This is a genomic window from Campylobacter sp. US42a, assembly GCF_004379055.1.
Taxonomy (GTDB): Bacteria; Campylobacterota; Campylobacteria; order Campylobacterales; family Campylobacteraceae; genus Campylobacter_D; species Campylobacter_D jejuni.
In genome coordinates, this window is record NZ_RYYK01000005.1 from 30,724 (window position 1) to 52,710 (window position 21,987).

Here is a 21,987-nt window from a genome sequence, read left to right on the forward strand (position 1 = left end):
TTGAGCTTATAACAAAGCCCAAATTAAAATTGGCATAGAAATAAAAGCAAAAAGAACTCCAAAGGCTACAGCACTTACGGCTAAATTACTATCTAGTTTAGCTTTCATTACCATAGCTCCTGCTAAAGTCATAGTAGGAGCTGCACTTTCTATAATAGCAACGATAGTAGAATCTTTTAATTCTAAATTAAATATTTTTAAACAAAATACAAAAAATAAAGGAGCTAAAATCATTTTAGCAAAGATGACAATTACTGTAGGTTTGTAAGAGGTTTTAATCGCCATAAAACCAAGTCCTAAACCTATGGCAAAAAGTGCAACAGGGGTTGCAGAAGCACCAAATAAACGAATAGGAGAGAAAATAAATTCAGGTAAAGTAATCAATTTGCACAAAAAACCAAAAAGCAAAGCTAAAAAAGGTGGAAAGCTAAGAATTTTTTTAACATTAGCAAGCAAACTGACTTTTTCTCCATTTCCCAAAGAAAGTATAAAAGGTCCAAAAAGCGATATAGGTAAAGTTGTAGCTAAAGCATCGTAAAATATAACTTCAGCACTAAATTGTGGGTCATTAAATACACCAGCAACAATAGGCATACCCACAAATATAGTATTCCCAAAACAAGAAAGCAAAAACATACTGACTAAAGTTACTTTAGAAAAATGAAAAACTTTTCCAATAAGAATAGCAAAAAAAGCTGCTAATATACAGCTAAACAATCCAATAAAAATAAAAATAATCAATGAAAAATCAAAATTTAAATGATATGCTTTATCGAAAATCAAACAAGGTAAAGCAAAAATAATAGCAAAATCTAAAAAAGTCCTAGCTTGTTTTTGCTTTAAAACACCAATTCTTTTGGCAAAATATCCGCCTGCAAGTAAAATAAAAATTGTAAATAATGGTATAAAAACAAACATTGAATAATCCTTTTTAAGGGATGGTTTTTGAAAACGGATAGAATTATATTCTTTATAGTTAAAAAAAATCTTAATATTTTTTAAGTTTTTTAAAAAAACCAATATTTTTTATTTTTTGTAACTTTAAGAAATTGTAAGTTGAAATTTGATTTTGAATAGTTGGTATTTTAAGTTGAATGATTATAATTTTAAATAATGGTGCGGTTTAATCTTAATTAAAATACTATATATTGTATTTAGAATGATATAAAAACAATAAATTAATATAGCTTTTGTTTTTAATTTTTGAATATTTTTAAACTTATTTAGGCGGAGATCATCTACTTTAGTTATTTTTATTTTTAATATTCACGCAATAAGACAGATTTATTTTGAAAGTTTATCTTATTGCTTTTCTTATTTTCATTGTGCATCATTTGAATTTGAAATTATTTTTTTCAATTTCTTTAAGGTTGTATAGCGGTTTTTTCACATTTGCACTGATTTTGTATTTTTTAATAATAAGGTTTCAAATAGTTCAGTATCTATAAATATTCAATGGACAAGATAATCGTTGTAAAAATTGGGATATGTTTGGCGGTTTACTTGGTGGTGGATGTTGTGATAAGGATAATGTATTTTTAGGACTTGTAGCTTGTAAAGAAGATGAGAAAAAGCTTGCTAAATTAAACGATGCAGGAAAATGTCATGAAGTAGGAACTTATTGTTCTAAAAAGGTTAGTTTAGGTTTTACTAAAATTTGCGTTGAAAAAAAGAAAAGTTTTTGTTGCTTCAATTCTAAATTAGGAAGAATTTTCAATGAACAAGGACGCCCTCAGCTTGGAAAAGGGTGAGGTAGTGCAGAAGGTCCGCAATGTAAAGGCTTCACTCCTGAGGAATTTCAAAAATTAGATTTTAGCGAAATTGATTTAAGTGAATTCATTGCTGATATTGTAGGAAGTTTTGACACAGGAAAAATACAAGCTGATTCTGTGAAAATACAAGAAAAGATTCAAAACAATATTGAGAATGCAACAAAAAAACCTACAAATTAAAAAATAAAATAAATTATTTAGAAAGGAGATAATTTTAGTTAAAAGTTTGTTTGGTAAGCCACAAGGGAGTTTTGCCCCTTAAGAAAAAGGGGCAAGGCTAATAAGCCTTGACAGTAATTATACAAATTAGTATAATTATAAGTACGAAACGAAACATAGTTTCACCCCCTTTCTAGGGCGTGATTATGCCACAGGGTTGCAGCCTTGTGGCAAAACCCTTAATGCAATTATACCAAATAAACTCTTTAACTTCTTAAAACAGTCCATGAAAAGATTTTACTTTTTATTCCTTAGCACTTTGTTTTTTGCACCTTCATTTTTATTTGGTGCAACTGAAATAGCTAATAGCAATTTAATTTATACTTGGGGTTATGGCGATGTAATGAATGAAATCATGCAAGCGGTTAAAGGAATAACCACTGAAACAGGTTATATCGTTAATGCAGCCTTAGCTATTTCATTATTACTTTTTAGTATTAAAAAAGCAATGGATGGACAAACAAGTCCTGTGTTTGAACTTGGAAAAATGTTTGTACTTTTTGCTGTAGTGTGGTACATGTTTTTAAAAACACCAAATGACAATAATCACCGCTTCATGATTCACGATGAAGTAACAAGTAAAGATTATGTCATTTCTCAAATTCCTATAGGTATAGGAAAAAGCTTTGCATTAATGACACAATTTGAAAGACTTATTCTAGAAGCTATGGAAAAAATTTTTCAACTCCACAATCTACAAATTTCTCTAATGCAGGTTTAGGTTTTTCACTTCAAGTAATGAGTACTTTACCAAGTGTAAAGCTTTCGGCTATTGATGCAACTTTGCAAAAAAATATTGATTTTTACTTTAGAAACTGCGTTTCAGTAGGTATCTTGCTTAATCAACAAGGTAGAAATCTTTTTCAAAACTCTGATAATTTGATGCAAGATCTTTTTACTAATATAGGCAATGGCTCTCAGCTCACTCCTTTGTTCACAAATAACAATAATATTGAAGAACAAAGTGTTGTGCCTTGTTCTGATGCAGGTCCTCAAATCGTTGATATGAAAGATACAGATGAAGCTATGAAAATCCATGCTGCTTTGCTTGGTATGGTAGATGATATGACAAATTATGAGCAAAAGTTCTTAGGCGCTGCACAAATCTATAACGAACAAGCTGTAAGTGCTAGATCTTATTTGCAACAATCCATGATAATGCTTGCTTCTCAAGATGCAATCATTAATACCGCTAAATCAGTAGGATTAAATCCTGCTTCTGTGGCTGCAAATACTGCTTATGCGGATCAGCAATTTTACGCAAGTATGCAAGCACAAGGACACTTGGCGCAAACTTATTTGCCTTTAGCTAAAGCTTATTTAACAGCCATTATCATAGGTTTGTCTTGGCTTGTTGCTTTGCTTTCTATTGTGTTTGGCTCTTATGCTCATATTAAGATGTTTTTTACTCTATGTATTTGGATAGTGCTTTGGACTCCTATTCTTTGTATCATTAATTATCTAAATGATTACAATCTTATGAAAGTTGCACAAGTAATAACAGGCGGAAAAGCAGCTTTAAGCTTAGGAGATAATATGCTTATCTTTAAAGAAGTAGCAAGTAGATCAAATTTTATGAATTATCTTGTGATGAGTACTCCTGTTTTAGCTTATGCTATAGCTAAAGCAAGTGAGCAAGGATTTGTGAGTTTTGCTTCTGGATTATCTCAAGCCCTAACAGGTGCTTCAAGAGCTGCTGGAAGCTTTGCAAATCAGCAAGCCTTATCTACACAAACAAGTATAGCTGCTCCTAGAGGAGATGAAGTTTGGGCAATGAATGCAGGGGTAGCATCGCTTCAATATGCAAGAAATATAGATGGTGTGGTTACTAAATTTAATACTCAATCAGTTATGGGTGATAATACAAAGAATTCTGAAATCTCTAATGCAAATATGACAGGAACAAATGTTGATGGTATGATGTCAGGCGCCAAACTTAGCGCAGGAACTATGACAACTGTTAATAGCGTATCTCAAGCAAATTCTGATGCTTGGAATAAAAACTTTAATGATCAGTATTCACATATGAGTCAAAGCGGTAGAGCTAGTGCATTAAATGAAGCTAAAGGATTTATGGAGAAAGGAGATGAAGCATTTAAGAAGGCTTTTGCAAATAATATTGGACAAGAGATTCAAAATAGAACTGATTTAACTAGCGAAGAAAAGGCGGAAATTGCATTAGCAGCTTCTGCTCATGCAGGTTTTAGCGTTCTTGGAAATGGTGCTGAAATTCAATCAAGTGCAAGTTCAAAAAGAGGTATAGGAAATGTTGAAACTTTTTCAGAAGCTCAAAAAGCTGCATATAATGAAATAATGGAAAGAGCTTCTCTTAAAACTCTATCTACTACAAAAGGTATGGATTCTTCTTGGAGTAATACGCTTTCAGGTGGCGATTCTACAGCTTATTCAAAAATGGTTGGATATGCTCAAAGCTATACACAAACAGAACAAGGTATTCAATCTGTCAGTACTAATAATATTGACAATACACTTAATGTGGTTGCAAGAGATCTTGCTGCAGGAGATAATAAAGACTTTAGCAGCCTTAATACAGCTCAACAAAATGAATACTTTGCAAAAGCAGGTAATTATGTATCCGATATGATTAAGAATGATCCTGCACAACTTGCACAATATAATAGTCAATATGGCGCTCAAAGCATTGTTAGTCCAAATAATACTACTATGCCACACGCTGCAGGTATGAATTTTAAAACCATTGATGGATCAGAAAGAAGTGTTTTAACTCAATCTAATTTAAATCAAGATCAAGTAAATCAAAGTAGTAAAAGAACAAGCAACACTACAACAATGCCAGATAGTCAAGAAGTTAAAAGCGGAGCAACTCACTCGCAAATAGCTCAAGATAATAAAAAAGGAAGTAATGCTATTAGGGAAACTTCTAAAAATTGGAATCCTATTGGAAAAGATACTCCTTCTATTTAAACAAAAGGCTTTATAGCCTTTTGTTTAAAGATAAAATAGAATCTAAAATAGCACAATTTACAGAAAAAGCTATAAAAAACAACGATAATATAAAAACTAATGCAATAAAAGCAATTACGACAGATTTAACAGTTGTTAATACTCCTAAATAAACTCCAATTAAAATCGAAATTGAAATTAGCAAGAGAAAACATAAGAGAAATAAAATTTTATTAATTATTTTAGTTTCCCTTTTTTCTGTATTTCTGTTTTTTAGAAAAACCATATAAAAACTTAAAATTGAAAAAAACAACACAATAAATATTAAAAAGCTAACAACTAAGTATGTGGAAAGCATAATATTACTCCTTGACTAATAACTTATTCAATATTTTTAATAAAATTATACCATATTTTAATAAATTTTGAAAGTATTTTTGCTATAAAATGCCTATTTTTTAGTGGTTTGAAACGGATTTCTTTTTTTTATTTAACTATGTCAATTTTTAAGTGCTTATTTTATAAGACTTTATAGCGCTATTTGCAAGATCAGCTAAGAATTTACTTCTATTATCGCTTATTGTATCTATTGCCTCTACTAAGCTTTTAGGCAAGGTAATATTAATTCTAATTTTTGCTTCATTATCAATAGGTTCTTTAATATAATCACCTTTTTCAAGCATAACTTCTAATGCTCCTTTAAATGCTTCTTTGAGATCTTTTAAGGCTTCTATTTCATTTTCACCATCTCCCATAATATAAGGGAAATCTTTATATCTTGCAAAATATCCTCCGCCATCTTTTTCATCAAGTTTTTTTATAATAATTTCATAAGGTAGATTAAGATAGTAATCTAAGTCTTTCATCATTCATTCTCCTGTTATAGCTTTTAAAACCATTTTGACATATATAGCCTTTATAGGGCGTTTAAATGGAATAGTAATAAGATCACATTCTTCTTTTCTGAATTGATAATGTGATCCGCCTTTATTAAAACATTCATAACCTTCGCTTTCTAATAAAATCTTAAGCGTTTCAAAGCACACATTGTTAGGATTATTTTTTAAATCTTTAATAATTTTATCTTTTTTACTCACTATAATATCCTTATGAGTATGTATTATACATACTTTTTATTAAGTATCACTTATAAACCGATCGCAATTCTTTTAATCTTGTTGTCTTTGTATGTTTAATTGAAAGTATTAAGACTGAGATTATTGAGCTGCGTTTTGAAACGGATTTCTTTTTTATTTGACTTGGAAAAATGAATGAGAATTTGTAGTTTCATGTACTAACAAAGGCAAGGGGCTTTTCTGTCCTGCGGTTTTGTTAAAAATACTTCCATTTTAAACTTAAAAAACCTAAAGTTTAGATATAATCTCACAAAACGCTTGCTATGTCGTTTCATAGTTAGCCTTGATTGATAAATTTCCGCCAAGAGTGAAAACTCAAGGCGGATTTTTTATTATAGCGAATCTTGTTTTTTGCTTTTCTAATTTTTTGCCAATCTTTTCTATTTTTTTGTAAAAGTATTTTTGCTATGAATTTCTCATAACCGAAAGAGTAGCCATGTCTAATATGCTTTAATTATAGTATTTTTGAATAAATGTTTTATCATCTTATTGATTATTTGTGTGATAGAATTTCCTTTCCGCTTTAATACTTTTAGTCTCTTGTTAATTTTCTTATTTTTGGATATCTTTATAATCAAATACAAAAAACTTCTTATAAAAATAGTTTTTATCTTTTTTATTATGTCTTTTTGTGTAAGCATTTAAAATAAACTCCTTAAGCTAATTTCTCCTAACTTTTTAAAACAAAAAATAAAAAGTTAGGAGAAAAGTTAGGGAAAAATTTTTAAAATGGATTTTAACGGAAAAATTTAATTTAGATTTTAGATAGTTTTAAAGTCCTATTTTATAGATATTTTTTAAGTTTTATATTTATGTTAATTTATGTAGTTAGCAGTATAAATGGTGCGGTTAGCGAGATTTGAACTCGCACACGCGGAGCGCACCACCCCCTCAAGATGGCGTGTCTACCAATTCCACCATAACCGCATAGAAAAAAGCCCAAAAAAGGGCTTTAATAAGTTTTATTGTAAAACTATAAAAGGATTTGCATAAAGTGCTATTAGCGCGATAACAAGAGCATAGATAACTTGTGCTTCAATCATCGCTAAAGCGATAAACATAGTTGTCATTAATTTTGGCCCAAGACCAGGGTTTCTAGCTGTTCCTGCAATTGTTGCCGCTGCAGTATTACCCATACCGATAGCACCACCAAGTGCTGCAACACCAAGACCTAAGCCTGCTGCAAGAACTGAAAATGCTTTAATCCATACATTAATAGCTTCTTGCTCTACTGGAGCATTAGTTTCAGCTGCAAAAGCTACTGCTGCACATGCTAATAACAAAAAAAGAACTTTTTTCATTATCTTAACCTTTCTATAAAAAAATTTTTTCAATTTTTAAATCAGTTCGGCTTGCGTATCCCTACTTAAGACTTAAAAATAAAGCCGAATTATAACCAAAAGTATCTTTATTTTTATTGAAATTTACAAAAATTCACATTTTTGATTTAAATTTGATTGTTTTCAATAAAGCTTAAAAGTTTTTTTGCTTTAATAATATTTTAAAATAATTTTTAAGTTAAGGTTGCAACATTGAGTTCTAAATTTTCAAAAATAGGTTTCATTTTAGCGGTAGCAGGTTCAGCGGTGGGCTTGGGTAATGCTTGGAAATTTCCAACACTAGTAGGTCAAAGTGGAGGATCTGCTTTTATTTTGCTTTATATAATTCTTACTTTGGGTGTAGGTTTTGTGATATTTTTAGCTGAGCTTAGCATAGGAAAAATTAGTGAAAAAGATCCGGTTAATGCCTATGAAAAGTTAGCACCTTCAAATAAAAAAGCTTGGTCTTATGTTGGTTTTACTATGGTGGGGGCGATTTTAATAGTTTCTTTTTATACCTTGGTGATTGGTTGGATAGTTAAATATGTGTTTTTAAGTATCACTGGAAATTTGCCTATGGATCTAGAAGTAAGTAAAGCGCAGTTTGGATTTTTTACAAGTGAGGATTTTTGGGGTCAGTTTATTTGTTTTACTTTAGTTTTTTTGTGTGTTTTTTATACTGTTTCTAAAGGTGTTAAGAATGGGATTGAAAAGTTAAATGTTTGGATGATGCCTTCATTATTTATTTTACTAATCTTGATGCTTGTTTATGCTATTAGTAAAGATGGTTTTATGATGGCGGTTAAATTTCTTTTTGTGCCTGATTTTTCCAAAATCAACACTTCAAATGTTCTTGAAGCTTTAGGACTTGCTTTTTTTAGTCTTTCTTTGGGCGTTGGAACGATTATTACTTATTCTGCTAGTCTGCCTGATAAAACCAATTTTATTACCAGTACTTTAAATATTATTTTTATCAATCTTTTAGTTGGTTTATTAATGGGTTTGGTTGTTTTTACTTTTATCTTTGAATTTGGTTACAATCCTAATCAGCAAGGACCAGGACTTGTTTTTATTTCCTTGGCTACTTTATTTGAAAAAATTGGAGTGATTGGTTGTATTTTTGGAGCAGCATTTTTTATTTCTTTAATCTTTGCTGGTATTACTTCAGCTGTTTCAATGATAGAGCCTTTTGCTTTTTATCTTATTAATACTTTTGGCATGAGCCGTAAAAAAGCTTTGGTTTTAATAGGAATTATTGTTTATATTTTAGGAATGTTGTGTATTTTATCTTCTTTAAAAAGTACTCAATTTGGATTTTTTGGAATGAGTTTTTTTGATTTGCTTGATAGTATTTCAAGTAAGGTTATTATGCCTTTAGGTGGAATTTTGGCAGCTATTTTTGTGGGATTTGTGATAAAAAAAGAAGCTTTAAAAATTTTATTTGAACCTTATATGAGGGGTATATTTTTTGAACTTTGGTATGTGTTTTTGAGATTTATTTCCCCTTTGGCTGTTGTTATAGTTATGATAGCCGCTTTTTTAAAGTGAGTTTGAAAAATAATGAGAACATATTTTTCAAAAATCGGTTTTGTATTGGCTGTTGCTGGTGGAGCTGTTGGTTTGGGTAATGCTTGGAAATTCCCAACTTTAAGCGCAGAAAATGGCGGTTTTGTTTTTGTGCTTTTATATTTGTTTTTTACTTTAACTATAGGATTTAGTATCTTTTTGGCTGAAGTGGCTATGGGACGTTTAGGTAAAAGTGATCTTGCAAATGCTTATTCAAATCTTGCCATAAAATATAGCAATAGATGGCGATATGGTGGCGTTTTTATGTTAGGTGGTATTTTTGTCCTCTCTTTTTATCTAGTTATCATGGGATGGGTTTTAAAATATACTGTAGTTAGTCTTTATTATCTTCCTAAAACTTTAGATGAAGCAGCAAGTAATTTTCAGAATTTAATTACTACAAATTTGACAAGTTCTGTTTTTTTCTTCACTTTATCTTTTTTTCTTACTTTATTAATAGTATCTAAAGGTTTAATCAAAGGGATTGAAAAATTAAATGTTGTTATAATGCCTAGCTTATTCTTAATGCTTGTTTTTATGTTGTTTTATTGCATGGGATTTAAGCAAGGTTTTGCAAATGCTTTTTCTTATTTATTTTATCCTGATTTTTCACATTTTAAATTTAGCTCTATTGCCGAAGCTTTAGGGCTTGCATTTTTTACCTTATGCTTGGGAATAGGTTGTATAGTTACATATTCATCAGCCTTGGATAAAAAAACAAATTTTATAAAAAGTTCAGTGTATATTGTTTTGATTAATTTATTGATTTCTTTTATTATGGGGCTTATTGTTTTTACTTTTATCTTTGAATTTGGAGCCGATCCGCATACTCAAGGAGCGGGGATTGTTTTTGTATCCTTGATGAGTTTGTTTAATCAACTTGGAGCTTTAGGCTATATTTTTGCATTTTGTTTTTTCTTGGCGCTTTTTTTTGCTGGTATTACTTCAGCTGTTTCAATGATAGAGCCTTTAACTTTTTATATGATCAACAACTATCAAATTTCTCGTGTTAAAGCTCTATTTTTAATAGGTTTATTTGTTTTTGTTTTTGGAATTTGTTGTATCTTGTCATTAAATTTAAATTTTTTTTCTATGTTTAGTTTTTTTGGAAAAGATTTTTTTACTTTATTGGATAAATTAACTTCAAATTTTTTACTTCCACTTGGTGCTATAGTATGCTCTATATTTGTAGGTTTTTTTATGAATAAAAAACAAATTTATAAAATTTTTTCTAAATTTATAAGTAGAAAAATTTTCTTAATTTGGTTGTTTTTTATTCGTTTTATATCGCCTATAGCAATAATTTTGGTAATGTGTTATCAAATTTTTGTATAATAATGAAAAAATATTTTTTTTAAGGAAAAATAATGGCTAAAAAATTCATCGATGTAATGGATACAAGCTTTAGAGATGGTTTTCAGTCCGTTTATGGGGCTAGGGTTTTAATGGATGATTTTTTTCCTGCAGTAGAAGCAGCAAAAGAAGCAGGCATTACACATTTTGAATTTGGTGGTGGTGCTAGATTTCAAAGCTTGTATTTTTATCTTAATGAAGATGCTTTTACCATGATGGATAGATTTAGAGCTATTGTAGGAAAAGATGCCAATCTTCAAACTTTAGCAAGAGGGGTTAATACTGTTACTTTAGATACTGGAAGTAGTGAGCTTATTGATTTGCATGCAAAACTTTTTGCAAAACACGGTACTACAACGATAAGAAATTTTGATGCCCTTAATGATGTAAATAATTTAAAATTTAGTGGTGAATGTATAGTAAAACATGGGTTAAAGCATGAAATTACTATCACTTTAATGGATTTACCGCCAAATTGTAAAGGTGCTCATGATGTGCCTTTTTATGAAAAAATTTTAAAAGAAATTTTAACAGCAGAAATTCCTTTTCATAGCATTTGTTTCAAAGATGCAAGTGGAACTTCTAATCCAAATAAAATTTATGAAACCATTAAAATGGCTAGAAAAATTTTACCTCAAGATACACATATTAGACTTCATACGCATGAAACCGCAGGGGTGAGTATAGCCTGCTATCTTGCAGCACTTGAAGCAGGTGTTGATGGTATCGATTTGGCTGCAGCTCCTGTAAGTGGTGGAACTTCTCAGCCTGATATTTTAACCATGATGCATGCCTTAAAAGGTAAAGATTATGATTTAGGTGGACTTGAAGAAGAAAAAATTCTAAAATACGAAGAAGTTTTAAAAGATTGTTTAAAAGAGTATTTTTTACCCCCTGAAGCTACTATGGTAAATCCACTTATTCCTTTTTCTCCTATGCCAGGAGGAGCTTTAACGGCAAATACACAAATGATGAGGGATAATAATATTTTAGATAAATTTCCACAGGTCATTCATGCTATGAGAGAAGTTGTAGAAAAAGGTGGATTTGGTACTTCGGTTACTCCAGTTTCTCAATTTTATTTTCAACAAGCATTTAATAATGTTATGTTTGGGCCTTGGAAAAAAATCGCAGAAGGTTATGGAAAAATGGTGCTTGGTTATTTTGGAAAAACTCCTGTTACACCCGATGCAAATATTGTTGAACTTGCTTCAAAACAACTTAATTTAGAACCTACTACAGAGCTTGCTATAAATATAGCCGATAAAGATGAGAGTAAAACTATAGCTTATACCAAAACCTTACTTGAAAAAGAGGGTATAGAAACGAGTGAAGAAAATATATTTATTGCAGCAGCTTGTAAAGAAAAAGGTATAGCATTTTTAAAAGGAGAGGCAAAGGTAAATATACGCAAATTAGCCAGTATGCCAAAACCTATGAGTGTAGATGAAAACAAATTTACCGTAGCTGTAAATGGTAATAAATATCATGTAGAAGTAAGCTATGGCTTTGATAAAGATGTTAATGTTAAGAGTGTAAAAAAAGTAGAAGAAAATAAAAATATTATTTCTTCAAATTCGACAAGTTCTGTAGATGCTGAAAATGAAGTTTTAGCAGGTATTTCGGGTAATGTTTTTAAAATTTATGTTAACGAAGGCGAAGAAGTAAAATCAGGTCAAGCTATCATGGTTTTAGAAGCAATGAAAATGGAGATTGAGGTTAATGCTCCAAAAGATGGAATTATTTCAGAGCTTTGTATTAAAATAGGCGATACTGTTAATGAAGGCGAAGTATTAGCTATTTACAAGAATTAAAGTGAGGGAAAAATGAAAAAATTTGATAATTTAGGTTTAGATAACATAAAGGAAATTTTTCATAATTTAAGTTATGATGAATTAAATGCTCATGAAAAAGCAAATAATGAAGGTTTAAGCACGGATAATGATACTTTTTGTGTGGATACGGGAATTTTTACAGGTAGAAGTCCTAAAGATAAATATTTTGTAAAACAAGATCCATCTAGTAAATATATAGCTTGGGGGAAGATAAACCAGCCTATTACAAAAGAATTATTTGATAAACTTTTAACTAAAGCAAAGCAAGAGTTAAGTGGAAAGAAAATTTATGTTCAAGATGCTTTTTGCGGTGCTTCTTTGCAAAGTCGCAAAGCAGTAAGATTTGTTACCGAAATTGCATGGCAAGCGCATTTTGTTAAAAATATGTTTATTCGCCCAAGTCAAGAGGAACTTGAGAATTTTAAAGCAGATTTTATTGTTTATAATGCTTGCAAATGTATTAATGAAGATTACAAACAAGATGGTTTAAATTCAGAGGTTTTTGTGATCTTTAATGTTGAAGAAAATATAGCGGTTATTGGTGGAACTTGGTATGGTGGAGAAATGAAAAAAGGTATTTTTTCTATGATGAATTATTGGCTGCCACTAGAAAATAAACTTTCTATGCATTGTAGCGCAAATGTCGGAGAAAAAGACGATGTGGCACTTTTCTTTGGACTTAGCGGTACAGGAAAAACTACGCTTTCAACCGATCCAAAAAGAAGACTCATAGGTGATGATGAGCATGGCTGGGATGATGAAGGTGTATTTAATTTTGAGGGCGGTTGTTATGCAAAAACAATCAATCTTGATCCTGAGCATGAGCCTGAAATTTATGGAGCTATTAAAAGAAATGCACTTTTGGAAAATGTAGTTTTAAGAGCTGATAAGAGTGTTGATTATACTGATGCTTCAAAAACAGAAAATACGAGAGTTTCTTATCCTATAGAGCATATTGAAAATCATGAGCCTAGCTTAAAAGCAGGGCATCCAAAAAATATTATATTTTTAAGTGCAGATGCTTTTGGAATTTTGCCTCCGGTGAGTAAACTAAGCAAAGAGCAGGCTATGTATTATTTTTTAAGCGGTTATACAGCAAAAGTAGCTGGAACTGAGCGTGGTATAACAGAGCCTCAAGCAACTTTTTCAGCTTGCTTTGGAGAACCTTTTATGCCTTTGCATCCAACGGTTTATGCGAGATTGCTTGGTGAAAAGATTGAAAAACATGAAGTTAATGTTTATCTTGTTAATACGGGTTGGAGCGGTGGAAGTTACGGTGTAGGTAAAAGAATGAGTATTAAGGCTACTAGGGCTTGCATTAATGCTATTTTAGATGGGAGTATTGCAAAATGTGAATTTGAAAATTTTGAAGTGTTTAATTTAGTTATTCCAAAAGCTTTAGAAGGTGTAGAAAGCACGCTTTTAAATCCTATAAATACTTGGTTAGATAAAAATGCCTATGCTGAAACAAGAGATAAGCTAGCACATATGTTTGTGCAAAATTTCAAACGCTATGAAGATGTCAAAGAAGGTATTGAATTTAGCAAATTTGGACCAAAAATTTAAGGTATTTAAATGAAAAATGAAATGTGGTCAGGACGCTTTAGCGGTGCAAGCGATGAGCTTTTAAAAGAATTTAATGCGAGTTTAAATGTAGATAAAACTTTGTTTAATGAAGATATACAAGGTTCTATAGCACATGCTACAATGCTTGAAAGTTGTGGTATTTTAAAAAAAGAAGAATTAGATGCTATTATAAAAGGCTTAGAACAAGTTAAAAGTGAAATAGAGCAAGGTAAATTTGTTTTTGATATCAAAGATGAAGATATACATATGGCTATAGAAAAGCGTTTAAGCGAGATTATAGGCAGTGAAATTGGTGGAAGACTACATACTGCAAGAAGTAGAAATGACCAAGTGGCTACTGATTTTAAACTTTTTGTAAAAAAATCTCACATAGAACTTTTAAAACTTTTAAAAGAATTGATTCAAACCATGCTCGAACATGCTAAAGTGCATAAAAAAACTATTATGCCAAGTTTTACACATTTACAACATGCTCAGCCTGTGAGTTTTTCTTTTTATATCTTAGCTTATGCTTTTATGTTAATGCGAGATATTAAGCGTTTACAAAATAGCCTAGAACTTGCAGACTTTTCGCCACTTGGTTCTTGTGCATGTGCAGGAACAAGCTATGCTACCAATCGTGAGTTGAGTGCTGAAATTTTAGGATTTAAAGATATTATGCCAAATGCTATGGATGGAGTGAGTGATAGGGATTTTGCTCTTGATTTGCTTTATGATATAGCAGTTATTTTTACACACACTTCAAGACTTTGCGAGGAAATGATTTTATTTTCAAGCTCAGAATTTTCTTTTATAACCATAAGTGATAGTTTTTCAACGGGAAGTTCTATTATGCCTCAGAAAAAAAATCCCGATGTTTGTGAGCTTATACGTGGAAAAACAGGGCGTGTTTATGGAAATCTGATTTCTCTTTTAACTATAATGAAAGCTTTACCTTTAGCTTATAATAAAGATATGCAAGAAGATAAAGAGGGGCTTTTTGATAGTGTAAAAACCGCTAAAGATAGCTTAATTATCTTAAATGCAATGTTAAAAGAAATACAAATCAACAAAGAAAATATGCTTAATGCTTGTAAAAAAGGTCATTTGTTGGCTACCGATTTGGCAGATTATTTGGTGCGTGAAAAAAATATTCCTTTTAGAAAAGCACATTTTATAGTGGGAAATGTTGTTGCACAAGCTGAAGCACAAGGTATTGATATAAGTGAAATTAAAGATCTTTCAAAAATAGATCCTGTATTTGATGAAAAAGCTATGGAACTTTTAAATTTTGAATTTTCTTTAAATTCTAAGCAAAGTGAAGGCTCAAGTTCTATTGCAAGTGTAGAAAAGCAAATTCAAATTTTGGAAGGTTTTATTCAAAATTTATAAATATTGTTTAGGCTATTTTGCCTAAACATTGAATCTAAAATGCATTACATCGCCATCTAAAACGATATAGTCTTTTCCTTCAAGGCGTAGCTTTCCTGCTTCTTTGGCGCCATTTTCGCCTTTGTATTGGATATAGTCTTCATAGGAAATAACTTCAGCTTTTATGAAACCTTTTTCAAAGTCATTGTGAATTACACTTGCTGCTTTTGGTGCTTTCCAGCCTTTTTTGATTGTCCAAGAACGCACTTCAACTACACCAGCGGTAAAATAACTGATCAGTCCAAGCTTAGCAAAAGCAGTGCGTATGATTTGATCAAGACCGCTTTCGTTAACTCCTAGGGAACTTAAAAATTCATGACTTTCTTCATCACTTAATCCTACTAATTCTTCTTCGATTTTTGCACAAAGCTTGATAACTTCATGATCATTTTTTTTAGCATATTCTTTTAAAGCTTTTACATAATCATTATCTTCACTAATACCATTTTCATCAACATTTGCACCATAAATCACTTCTTTAGCAGAAAGCAGTCTTAATTCTTTAATTAAGGCTTGATAAATTTCACTTTCTTTTTCAGGGTAAGAACTTGCAGCTAAGCCTTTGTTTAAATGATCAAGTAAGGAATTTGCAAGTTCGAGACTTTCTTTAGCGCCCTTTTGATTGGCTTTGGCTTCTTTGGTGAGTTTTTCTATTTTTTTACTAAGTTGTTCAATATCTGCTAAAATAAGCTCTGTATTGATAATTTCTACATCACGTAAAGGATCAACTCCACCTTCAACATGGGTGATATTTTCTTCATCAAAACAACGCACTATGTGTAAAATAACCTCAGTTTCGCGTATATTTGAAAGAAATTTATTTCCCAAGCCTTCGCCTTTACTTGCACCTTTAACAAGTCCAGCGATATCTACAAATTCTATTAAAGAATGCATAATTCTTTCAGGTTTTACGATTTTGGCAAGTTCATTAAGTCTTAAATCAGGAACTTCAACCATGGCTTTGTTAGGCTCTATAGTGCAAAAAGGATAGTTTGCGCTTTGGGCATTTTGTGCTTTAGTTAAAGCATTAAAAGTTGTTGATTTGCCAACATTTGGAAGTCCTACTATACCTACACTTAAACTCATTTAGCTTTCCTTAAAATTTGAATTAAATAATTAACACACATTCTAACTCCAGCTCCACCTGCGCCAAAACTAGAATATCCCCAAGATTTTTCTGTATAAGCAGGTCCTGCTATGTCAAGATGTAGCCATTTATCTTTATATTCTTTACGAATAAATTTATCTAAAAATAACCCTGCGGTAATTGCACCTCCGTAGCGACTAGAGGCAGTATTGCTAACATCGGCAATATTTGATTTTATAAGTTCTCTTAAGTGAGGGTTGAAATGTAAGATTGTAGTATATTCTCCGCTTTTTTTAGAGCTTAGATAAAAATCATTTTGCAATTCCTCATTATTTCCCATAATAGCGCTTGTAAATTCTCCAAGTCCTACAACACAAGCTCCAGTAAGAGTTGCCATATCGATAAGTAAATCAGGTTTTAAATCCTGTGCAAAAGAAAGACAATCAGCTAAAACCAAGCGTCCTTCTGCATCTGTATTTCTTACCTCTATGCTTACACCTTCACGACTGATTAAAACATCATCAGGTTTGTAAGCATTGCCGCCTATCATATTTTCAGTTGCACCTAAAATGCAATGCACTTCTAAATCTAAAGCAAGTTCAGCTACGGCTTTTATGATTCCCATTGCTGCTGCTGCACCGCTTTTATCAGCTTTCATTGTAAGCATAAAATCGGCTGGTTTTAAACTTAATCCACCACTATCGTAAGTTAAGCCTTTTCCAACAAATACAACACGTTTTTTTGCATTTTTGGCTTTATAACTTAGATGAATGAGGCGTGGAGGATGTACTGAAGCGCGATTTACTGCTAAAAAGGCATTCATTTTTTCTTTAGCTAAAAATTTTTCATCATAAATTTTACAAGTGATGTTTTTATTTTCTTTAGCTAAATTTTGTGCATCTTCTGCCATTTTTAAAGGGGTGTAAATTTCAGGAATTTCATTGACTATATTTTTAGTAAAATTTGTGGCATTAGCTAAAATTTCTCCACGCTCTAAACCTATCTTAGCTTCATCTTTATTAAATTTCTTACCATTTAATTCTTCGCTTGAAATAATAAATTTTTCCAAAGTACTTGTTTTTTTCTCGCTTTTATATTTGTCAAATTTATAAGCTCCAAAAAGTACGCCTTCAACCAAAGATGCAAAACTTCTAACTACACAATCTCCTATTATGCTAGGAAGTTTTACGCTTTTAATATTAAGCTTTTCAAGAGTTTTATATGCTGTGCAAAGACTTAATCTTATATCCTCATAAGCAAGGCTTTTAAGCTCTAAATAAAGCTTTTTATTGTTTAAGTCTAATAATGCACCTTCGCCTTTGTAATTATTAAGTTTAAAAAAATCTTTTTCTTTGTTGAAATTTTTTAAATTTTTATCCTGTATAAAAACAAGTTCAAAGTCTGCTTTTATAGCATCTAGTTTTTTATCGTTTAATTCAAATTTCATGATTTTTTCCTTTTATCTTTAAGTATAGCTTTTTCCATTTGTTTAAAACCAAATAATAAAAGGGATAAAAAAGCTATAATAATAATGGCTGCATAATACCAATGTTCTTCAGCCCAAGTTACCATCTTCCAAATTTGTTCTCCAAAATACCAAGCTAAAAGTATAGTGATTGATGCCCAAACCCAAGCACTAAAAAGATTGATAATAGCAAATTTTTTTGCACTATAACGCGTGATTCCTATACTCATAGGTATAATGGTTCTAAAGCCATACATATAGCGTTGTATAAAAATAATAGGCCAACCAAAACGTTGTAAAAGTAGGTGTGCTACTGCAAATTTACGCCTTTGAGTTTTTAATTTTTTTTGTATGTAGCGTTTATTATATCTTCCTATATAGAAATAAATTTGATCGCCTACAAAACCGCCAAGACCTGCTATAAATATAACAAAGCCTAAATTTACATGTCCTTGATGGGCAAAAATACCTGCTAAAATTAAAGCTAACTCTCCTTCTAAAATACACCATAAAAAAATAATAATATAAGCTAGATCTTTGTATTGATAAAGTAAATTTTTTAAAAATTCTTCCATTTGTACCTTTCTATAGTTTTAAATTTCTAAAACACTATAAACTGAAGTAAGTTTTTCAAGTTTATTTGCTCCATTTAAATCTTTAAGATTCATTAAAAAACAAGCTTCAACACATTTTGCTCCAGCTTTTTGAATGAGTTCATATGAAGCTATAGCTGTTCCGCCAGTTGCTATTAAATCATCTACAAGTAAAACTCTTGCATTTTGAATATTTTTAAATGCATCTTTATGAAGTTCTACTTTATCGCTGCCATATTCAAGATCGTATTCGCAGCTAAAGGTTTCAAAAGGGAGTTTTCCAGGTTTTCTAATAGGCACAAAAGGAAGATTAAGTTTTGCACAAATCATAGATGCAAAGATAAATCCTCTGCTTTCTGTTCCTGCTATGAAGTCTAGATTGTAATCTTTGTAGCGTTCTTTTAAATGTTTAAGTAGAAAATTTAAAGCCTCTTTGTTATTTAGTAGAGTGGTAATATCTCTAAAAATAATTCCTTTTTTTGGAAAATCAGGAATAATCCTAATGCTATCAAGCAGGTATTTTTGTTCTTCTTGTGTTAGTTTTATCATAATAATGCCTCGATTTTTGCTTCTAATTCTTTAATTCTTTGTCTTAGTTTGTCATTTTCCAAACGATATTGAGAATTTCTAGTTCTTAAAGATGTAAGGTCTGCTTTGATTTTATTAAGTTCTTCTGTGAGTATATCTATATTTCCAAGACTTCTTTGAAGTTGAATTTGTAGTTTTCTAATGACAATCTCAGTATCATCAAGATTGTTTTTGATAAAATCTTTTGATGTTTTTTCTTTATTAAGTAGAGTTTTATAGTAAAACAACATTACAATAAGATAGATAGTTGCACAAATCAATATAGTTAAAACAAGCCAGTTTGTAAACATTATATTTTTACCTCAATTTTTTGAATTCTTTGCATATGTCTCCCTTCTTCAAAAGGAGTTTGAATGAATTTTTCTATAATATCTATAGCTAATTCAACCCCGATTAATCTTCCGCCTAATGCCAAAACATTGGCATCATTATGCCTTCTTGCAAGTTCTGCACTTAAGCTTTCATGGCATAATGCACAACGAATGTTTTTATGACGATTTGCTGCAATAGAAATTCCAATTCCACTTCCACAAATAAGAATGCCAAAGCTTCGTTCGTCTATTTTTTCGGCAAGTAAATGTGCATAATCAGGATAATCGCAGCTTGCGCAAGTGTTTGTTCCTAAATCGTTAAAAATTATATTTTTTTCTTTTAAAAATACGCAAATTTTTTCTTTTAATTCAAAACCAGCATGATCACTAGCAATATAAATTTTTTCCCTAAGCATTGGTTTCCTACATTACTATATAAAATAAGATAAAAACCTAATCTTATCATATTAAATCATAAAAACAGCTTTTCTTTTTTAAAAATAAGCTTTATTTTTCTTTATATATGTTAGAATTACGTGACAAGAAAAATAAAATTTCAATAAATTAAGGGGAGAAGAAAATGAAGCTCATACTCATAGGATCTTCAACAGGTGGTCCTAATCAGCTTAAATTTCTTTTAAAGGATATTGATATAAAAAATACTTGTGTAGTTATAGCTCAACACATGAGTGCCAGTTTTATTCCATCTTTTGTGGGGCAATTTAATAAAGAAGCTTTTAGTGAAGTGTGCTTATTGAATGATAAAGAGATATTAAGCAATAAAATTTATATTTGCCCTAAAAATACTATTTTATCTGGAAATTTAAATATTGTAGCCGCTTGGCAAGATGTGGCTTCAAGCTTTAAACCGAGTGTGGATTTACTTTTTCATTCCGCTGTTTCTTTGGCAAAAACAAATAAAATACTTGCTATTATTTTAACGGGCATGGGAGATGATGGCGCAAAAGGTTTATTTGAGCTTTATAAAACAGGAGTTAGATGTTTATGCGAGAATGAAGCAGATAGCGTCGTTTATGGTATGCCAAAAAGAGCAAAAGATATGAATCCGCATTTAAAACCTATGAGCTTAAAAGAAATTAAAAAAGAAATTGTAAATTTTATTGATCAGGATTAATAAAAGGAAAATTGCATGGAAAAAAAAATAACTCCTAGCGAATTAGAACTTAATGAATTTATAAAAATTATCAACGAAATGAGCGGTATTGATTTAACCGATAAAAAAAATATACTAGCTTTAAAGTTGAATAAATTTCTTGAAGGAACTAATACTAAAAATTTTTCCGAATTTTTGGGAAAATTAAAAAGCAATAGACAACTTAAACAAGAAACTTTAGATTTTGTAACCATAGGTGAAACTTATTTTTTAAGAGAATTGGCTCAATTGAAAGAAATAATTTATTATGCCAAAAGCTTAGAAAAGAGAGTAAATATCCTAAGCGCCCCTTGTTCAAGTGGAGAAGAGGTATATTCTTTGGCATTATTGGCTGCACAGAATTTTATTAAAGATATGTATATTTTAGGCATTGATATTAATTCAAGCGTGATTGAAAAAGCAAAACTTGGAAAATATCAAGGAAGAACTTTACAGCGATTGAGCGAGAGTGAAAAAAGAAGGTTTTTTTTAGAAAGCGAAGATAAATTTTATACTATTAATAAAAATGAGCTTTGTACTTGTAAATTTGAACTTTGCAATGTTTTTGAAGAAAAATTTTCAAGATTGGGAAAATTTGATATTATAGCTTCTAGAAATATGATTATTTATTTTGATCATGAATCAAAACTAAAACTTATGGAGAGATTTCATAGAATTTTAAATGATAAAGGAAGGCTTTATGTTGGCAATGCTGATTTAATTCCGGAGACTATTTATTTTAAAAAGATTTTCTCTCCAAGAGGTGTTTACTATGAAAAAGTATAAATTCTAAAAATTACTAAAAGTTACACTTTAGAAATTTATTAGTAAAAATAAGTTACATTTTGAAGTAGTTTTCTTTATTTAATGATAAAATAATTTTAATTAATTTTATATTTAGTTAAAAATAAAGGAAAAAACTTGATTGAATTAAAAAATGTAAACAAATACTACGGAACTCATCATGTTCTAAAGAATATTAATCTTTCTGTTAAAGAAGGTGAGAAGCTTGTTATTATAGGTCCAAGTGGAAGTGGAAAAAGTACAACTATCCGTTGCATGAATGGGCTTGAAGAAGTTAGTTCAGGCGAGGTCGTAGTTAACAATCTTGTTTTAAATCATAAAAATAAAATTGAAATTTGTCGAAAATATTGTGCAATGGTTTTTCAGCATTTTAATTTATATCCACATATGACGGTTTTGCAAAATTTGACCTTAGCTCCAATGAAACTTCAAAAAAAATCTAAAAAAGAAGCTGAAGAAACAGCTTTTAAGTATTTAAAAGTCGTAGGTTTAGTGGATAAAGCAAATGTTTATCCAGCAACCCTTTCAGGCGGACAACAACAGCGCGTTGCTATAGCAAGATCACTTTGTACTAAAAAACCCTATATTTTATTTGATGAACCTACTTCAGCCCTTGATCCAGAAACCATACAAGAGGTTTTAGATGTAATGAAAGAAATTTCACACCAAAGCAATACTACCATGGTGGTTGTTACACACGAAATGGGTTTTGCAAAAGAAGTAGCAGATAGGATTATTTTTATGGAAGATGGTGCTATTGTGGAAGAAAATATTCCTAGTGAATTTTTTTCAAATCCAAAAACTGAAAGAGCGCGACTCTTTTTAGGGAAAATTCTTAAAAATTAACCAAAATTGAAAGGAGAA

19 protein-coding genes, 1 tRNA gene and 2 pseudogenes are annotated in these 21,987 nt (G+C 30.6%); 11 read left to right on the forward strand and 11 right to left on the reverse strand.

Annotated features, from left to right (window positions below):
- Window positions 1-6: 6 nt before the first annotated feature.
- A complete protein-coding gene (locus ELQ10_RS05740; protein ID WP_126623888.1) occupies window positions 7-918 on the reverse strand; it encodes an AEC family transporter in 912 nt (303 codons plus the stop codon).
- Between the two features lie 530 nt (window positions 919-1,448).
- Between ELQ10_RS05740 and traN the strand changes: the two are divergent.
- From traN to ELQ10_RS08715, 3 genes and pseudogenes are all read left to right on the forward strand, one after another.
- Window positions 1,449-1,952: pseudogene (gene traN / locus ELQ10_RS08730) on the forward strand (conjugal transfer protein TraN); the annotation flags it as partial.
- 265 nt (window positions 1,953-2,217) lie between these two features.
- Window positions 2,218-4,937 (forward strand): annotated as a pseudogene (locus ELQ10_RS08645) (conjugal transfer protein TraG N-terminal domain-containing protein).
- 20 nt (window positions 4,938-4,957) lie between these two features.
- A complete protein-coding gene (locus ELQ10_RS08715) occupies window positions 4,958-5,089 on the forward strand; it encodes a hypothetical protein (RefSeq protein ID WP_002853808.1) in 132 nt (43 codons plus the stop codon).
- A gap of 333 nt (window positions 5,090-5,422) precedes the next feature.
- Here the strand turns inward: ELQ10_RS08715 and ELQ10_RS05765 are convergent, their stop codons facing one another.
- The 4 genes from ELQ10_RS05765 to ELQ10_RS05785 all read right to left on the reverse strand — a co-directional run bounded on the left by ELQ10_RS05765 (window position 5,423) and on the right by ELQ10_RS05785 (window position 7,353).
- Entirely contained in the window at window positions 5,423-5,782 is a 360-nt protein-coding gene (locus tag ELQ10_RS05765; protein ID WP_002779573.1) for a type II toxin-antitoxin system HicB family antitoxin, read from the reverse strand.
- Window positions 5,783-5,785: 3 nt separating this feature from the next.
- Entirely contained in the window at window positions 5,786-6,013 is a 228-nt protein-coding gene (locus ELQ10_RS05770; protein WP_133401880.1) for a type II toxin-antitoxin system HicA family toxin, read from the reverse strand.
- A gap of 880 nt (window positions 6,014-6,893) precedes the next feature.
- Window positions 6,894-6,979 (reverse strand) — tRNA-Leu (locus ELQ10_RS05780).
- A gap of 35 nt (window positions 6,980-7,014) precedes the next feature.
- Complete coding sequence (locus tag ELQ10_RS05785; RefSeq protein WP_002853683.1) at window positions 7,015-7,353, reverse strand: F0F1 ATP synthase subunit C; 339 nt, start codon at window positions 7,351-7,353, stop codon at window positions 7,015-7,017.
- A 231-nt stretch (window positions 7,354-7,584) separates the two neighbouring features.
- Here ELQ10_RS05785 and ELQ10_RS05790 point away from each other — a divergent pair, with 231 nt between their 5' ends.
- The 5 genes from ELQ10_RS05790 to argH are packed head-to-tail and all read left to right on the forward strand — an operon-like array spanning window position 7,585 to window position 15,083.
- Window positions 7,585-8,919, forward strand: a complete 1,335-nt coding sequence (locus ELQ10_RS05790) for a sodium-dependent transporter (protein WP_133401878.1) — start codon at window positions 7,585-7,587, stop codon at window positions 8,917-8,919.
- Window positions 8,920-8,931: 12 nt separating this feature from the next.
- A complete protein-coding gene (locus tag ELQ10_RS05795) occupies window positions 8,932-10,272 on the forward strand; it encodes a sodium-dependent transporter (RefSeq protein ID WP_133401877.1) in 1,341 nt (446 codons plus the stop codon).
- 32 nt (window positions 10,273-10,304) lie between these two features.
- Complete coding sequence (locus tag ELQ10_RS05800) at window positions 10,305-12,104, forward strand: biotin/lipoyl-containing protein (protein ID WP_134250315.1); 1,800 nt, start codon at window positions 10,305-10,307, stop codon at window positions 12,102-12,104.
- A gap of 12 nt (window positions 12,105-12,116) precedes the next feature.
- On the forward strand, window positions 12,117-13,691 hold the full coding sequence (pckA, locus tag ELQ10_RS05805) for a phosphoenolpyruvate carboxykinase (ATP) (protein WP_134250316.1): 1,575 nt from the start codon (window positions 12,117-12,119) through the stop codon (window positions 13,689-13,691).
- A gap of 9 nt (window positions 13,692-13,700) precedes the next feature.
- Window positions 13,701-15,083 (forward strand): argininosuccinate lyase, encoded by a 1,383-nt coding sequence (gene argH / locus ELQ10_RS05810; protein WP_002866013.1) that lies wholly within the window; start codon window positions 13,701-13,703, stop codon window positions 15,081-15,083.
- 21 nt (window positions 15,084-15,104) lie between these two features.
- Here argH and ychF read toward each other — a convergent pair whose 3' ends face one another.
- From ychF to rpiB, 6 genes are read right to left on the reverse strand one after another with little or no spacing between them, the layout of a single operon-like run.
- Window positions 15,105-16,208 carry a redox-regulated ATPase YchF gene (ychF, locus tag ELQ10_RS05815; protein WP_002853275.1) on the reverse strand — a complete coding sequence of 368 codons (1,104 nt, stop codon included), beginning with the start codon at window positions 16,206-16,208 and terminating at the stop codon, window positions 15,105-15,107.
- A complete protein-coding gene (locus ELQ10_RS05820; protein WP_134250317.1) occupies window positions 16,205-17,656 on the reverse strand; it encodes a leucyl aminopeptidase in 1,452 nt (483 codons plus the stop codon). The genes ychF and ELQ10_RS05820 overlap by 4 nt, the downstream gene beginning before the upstream one ends.
- Window positions 17,653-18,249: a DedA family protein gene (locus tag ELQ10_RS05825; RefSeq protein WP_002854047.1), complete on the reverse strand. Its 597-nt coding sequence runs from the start codon at window positions 18,247-18,249 to the stop codon at window positions 17,653-17,655. The genes ELQ10_RS05820 and ELQ10_RS05825 overlap by 4 nt, the downstream gene beginning before the upstream one ends.
- An 18-nt stretch (window positions 18,250-18,267) precedes the next feature.
- Window positions 18,268-18,816 (reverse strand): adenine phosphoribosyltransferase, encoded by a 549-nt coding sequence (gene apt / locus ELQ10_RS05830; protein WP_002865899.1) that lies wholly within the window; start codon window positions 18,814-18,816, stop codon window positions 18,268-18,270.
- Window positions 18,813-19,145 carry a membrane protein gene (locus ELQ10_RS05835; RefSeq protein WP_002853247.1) on the reverse strand — a complete coding sequence of 111 codons (333 nt, stop codon included), beginning with the start codon at window positions 19,143-19,145 and terminating at the stop codon, window positions 18,813-18,815. The genes apt and ELQ10_RS05835 overlap by 4 nt, the downstream gene beginning before the upstream one ends.
- Window positions 19,145-19,582: a ribose 5-phosphate isomerase B gene (gene rpiB, locus ELQ10_RS05840; RefSeq protein ID WP_002856024.1), complete on the reverse strand. Its 438-nt coding sequence runs from the start codon at window positions 19,580-19,582 to the stop codon at window positions 19,145-19,147. Before rpiB ends, ELQ10_RS05835 begins: the two co-directional genes overlap by 1 nt.
- 164 nt (window positions 19,583-19,746) lie before the next feature.
- Between rpiB and ELQ10_RS05845 the strand changes: the two genes are divergently transcribed.
- From ELQ10_RS05845 to ELQ10_RS05855, 3 genes are all read left to right on the forward strand, one after another.
- Window positions 19,747-20,301 (forward strand): chemotaxis protein CheB, encoded by a 555-nt coding sequence (locus ELQ10_RS05845; RefSeq protein ID WP_002855874.1) that lies wholly within the window; start codon window positions 19,747-19,749, stop codon window positions 20,299-20,301.
- A gap of 15 nt (window positions 20,302-20,316) precedes the next feature.
- A complete protein-coding gene (locus ELQ10_RS05850) occupies window positions 20,317-21,105 on the forward strand; it encodes a CheR family methyltransferase (protein WP_002865901.1) in 789 nt (262 codons plus the stop codon).
- A gap of 135 nt (window positions 21,106-21,240) precedes the next feature.
- Window positions 21,241-21,969 (forward strand): amino acid ABC transporter ATP-binding protein, encoded by a 729-nt coding sequence (locus ELQ10_RS05855; protein WP_002865902.1) that lies wholly within the window; start codon window positions 21,241-21,243, stop codon window positions 21,967-21,969.
- The last annotated feature ends 18 nt before the right edge of the window (window positions 21,970-21,987 follow it).